We start from the raw sequence: 3,855 nt of genomic DNA on the forward strand, positions 1-3,855 counted from the left end.
GCAGACCCCGGAGCAGGCAGCATTGTTCTGCGAGGGAGAGCAACTGAGCTACCGCGAGCTGAACGAACGCGCCAACCATTTGGCCCGCACCTTGCGTAGTCACGGAGTGACGAAAGATCGTTTGGTTGGTCTCATGACCGAGCGTTCGGTGGATATGATCGTAGGCATCTTCGGGATTTTGAAGGCCGGGGGAGCGTATGTGCCGATAGACCCAACGTATCCGGAAGAGCGTATTCGCTACATGCTGGACGATTCGGGTGCGGAGCTGTTATTGACGCAAAATCATCTGGTGGAAAAAGTGGGTTTCGACGACGGTAAGGTGCTGGTTTTGGATGGAGAGCAGGCGGTCTATCACGAGGACGGTTCAAACCTGGAGCCTGTATCCGGGCCGAACGATTTGGCGTATGTGATTTACACGTCGGGAACGACAGGCCAGCCGAAGGGCGTTATGCTGGAGCATCACGGACTGTGCAACCTGAAAGTCTATTTCGATCAGACGCTACGCATCAGCACGTCGGATCATGCGTTGTTGTTCGCCAGCTATTCGTTTGATGCGGCTTGCTGGGAAATCTTCCAGGCGCTGTTCTGTGGAGCCACGTTGTATGTGCCAACGTCAGAGACGATTTTGAACTACGAGCGGTTTGAGCAATATATGGCGGATCATCATATTACCGTGGCAGCCTTGTCGCCGACCTATGCGGTCTATCTGGAGCCGGAACGGATGCCAAGCCTGCGTATTCTGTTCACAGCCGGATCAGCATCGTCGATAGAGCTGGTGTACAAGTGGAAGGATCAGGTTGCGTACTACAATGGCTACGGCCCAACCGAAAACTCGGTAGCTACGTCGATATGGCCGGTGTCTGAGGATGCGAGAGCAGGACAATTGATTTCCATCGGATGTCCTGTGCCAAACCATCGGGTGTACATGGTGGATGCACATGGTCATCTGGCACCAGTGGGCGTAGCGGGTGAGTTATGCGTATCCGGGCCGGGTCTGGCACGCGGTTATCTGGATCGTCCAGAGCTGACGGAGGAGAAATTCGTACCGAATCCGTTTGCGAATGGAGAAGCGGGCCATGAACGCATGTACCGGACAGGTGACTTGGCGAGATGGATGCCGGATGGCAACATCGAATATCTGGGCCGGATCGACCATCAGGTTAAAATCCGGGGGTACCGGATTGAGCTGGGCGAGGTCGAGGCGCAAATTTTGAAAGTGGAAGATGTGCAGGAGGTCATCGTGCTGGCACGTGCAGATGAGCAGGGGCAAAACCAACTGGTCGCCTACTATGTGGCAGAGCGAGAAGTGAATGCAGGTGAGCTACGCAGCTTGCTGGGTGAGAAGCTGCCAAACTACATGGTGCCTGCGTACTTCGTACAACTGGAGAACATGCCGCTGACCCCGAACGGTAAAATTAATCGCAAAGTACTGCCAGCATCGGAAACAAATTTTCAGGGTAGAAGTGAATATGTTGCTCCACAAACGGATGCAGAGCAGGTGCTGGCTTCCATCTGGCAAACTGTACTGGGTAAGAAGCCAATTGGCTTGCTAGAAAACTTCTTCGATTTGGGCGGCGATTCGATCAAGGCGATTCAAGTATCTTCACGTCTGCTTCAGGCAGGCTACAAGCTGGATATGAAGACATTGTTTAAGCATCCGAGTGTGTCAGAATTGGCTCCGTACTTGAGTGTGGCGGGTGTCAGAACTGCCGAGCAGGGTGAGATTAAGGGGAATGTGTTGCTTACGCCGATTCAACATTGGTTTGCAGATTTGGATGAAACGGCTGCACATCACTTTAATCAGGCTGTTATGCTACACCAGGATCAGAGATTTAACGAGTCGGCACTGCGCCTGACACTGACAAAACTGGTGGAACATCATGATATTCTGCGAACGGTGTTCCGCAAAACGGAGCATAGCTATGAAGCGTGGAATCGGGGGGCGCAAGAAGGTGAGCTATATCATCTTGATATGTTGGACTTCAACGATATACCCATTGGATCGGAGCTGAACCAAGCAATTGAGGCTAAAGCCAATGAGATTCAAAGCAGTATTTCTTTAAATGAAGGGCCACTAATGAAAGTCGGTTTGTTCCGTTGTGCGGATGGTGACCATTTGCTGATCGTGATTCATCATTTGGTAGTGGATGGGGTATCGTGGCGTATCTTGTTTGAAGATTTCGCGACTGCTTATGCGCAAGCTGTGAATGGAGAAGCAATTCATTTGCCTGATAAGACGGACTCCTTCCGTGCCTGGTCTGAAAAATTGGCTGTTTATGCAATCAGCCCGGCAATGGAGAGCGAACGCGCGTACTGGGAGCAATTAGACAAAGTAATCAGTTCTGATCAGGCTATATTACCTGAGGATTATGAGCATGATGGCAGATTTATGATTCGCGACATGGACACCGTAACAATGCAACTCACAGAGGAAGAGACCGTTCAACTGTTGAAACAAGCGCATCATGCATATAGCACGGAAGTGAACGATTTGCTGCTGACTGCTCTTGGTATGACGCTGTATGCCTGGACGGGCCATGAGAGTATCCTTATAAATCTGGAAGGGCACGGACGGGAGGGCATTATACCAGACATTGATATTTCTCGTACGGTTGGTTGGTTTACAAGTCAATATCCGGTTTTGTTGAATATTGGAGAGAAATCCGACGTGTCGAGACGTATAAAACAGGTCAAAGAGGGTCTGCGTCAAATACCGCATAAAGGCATCGGCTACAGTATTTGGAGATATCTGAGTAAAACAGGTCAAAAAGGGGGCCATCCTGAACCACAGGTGAACTTTAACTATCTGGGAGAGTTTGATCAGGATCTCCAAAATAGCGATATTCACACTTCACCCTATTCGTCTGGAAGAGATTTCAGCGACCGAATTGAGCTGAAATCTGCTTTAGACGTGGGGGGAATGGTAACAGGTGGCAGGTTGGAGCTTGAGATTAAATATAATAGCAAGACATTCAGCAAGGATACAATAGAAAATCTGGTTCATCTGTTAAAGAAGAATTTACAGGAAGTGATCAGGCATTGCATATCTCGAGAACGGACGGAGCTAACACCTAGCGACGTACTGCTTAAGGAACTCACCGTGGAGCAATTGGATGCCATTGTGGAACAAGCGCAGTCGGTTGGAGAAGTAGAGAATATATATGCACTAACACCGATGCAGAAGGGGATGCTGTTTTACAATTTGATGGATTCTCAATCGGGTGCTTATTTTGAGCAGTCCTCCTTTGACCTGAAAGGATGTTTAAATCTGGCTGCGTTTACAGCGAGTCTGGAACTGCTAGTACAGCGGCATTCTGTACTACGGACAAATTTTTATAGCGGCTGGAAGGACGAGCCCCTGCAGGTTGTGTACCGGAATAAACGCAGTGAGTTGTGTGTAGAGGATTTGCGAGATATGGAGGAAGAAAAGCGGAACGATTATATTCTCGAATATACGCGAAAAGACAAGCAGAGAGGCTTTGATCTGGCGAAGGATACTTTGATGCGTGTCGCGATTTTGCATACGGCTGAGGAAACATATCGTTTTGTATGGAGCTTTCACCATATTTTAATGGATGGCTGGTGCTTGTCGCTGGTGACGAATGAGGTATTTGCGAGTTACTTTGCGATTCTCGCCCATAAACAGCCGGAACTGGGACCTGTAACGCCATATAGCCAATATATTGAGTGGCTGGAGCAGCAGGATCGTCAGGCTGCTTCAAACTATTGGAGCAGGTATCTGGATGGATATGAGGAGCAGTCTGGTTTGCCACAGGCAAAAATCCAGAGCAAAACAGGTTATCAGACGAAGCGCCTGGACTTTGATTTGGGCGCGGGTCTGACGGCTGGAATTCA

General features: G+C 49.4%; 1 protein-coding gene. It reads left to right on the plus strand.

Annotated features, from left to right (window positions below):
- Positions 1-3,855, plus strand: a 3,855-nt coding sequence (locus E0698_RS26045; protein WP_192513403.1) for a non-ribosomal peptide synthetase, incomplete at both ends; no start/stop codon positions are given.

Source organism: Paenibacillus sp. 23TSA30-6, from assembly GCF_014858585.1.
In the GTDB taxonomy this organism is placed as follows: domain Bacteria; phylum Bacillota; class Bacilli; order Paenibacillales; family Paenibacillaceae; genus Paenibacillus.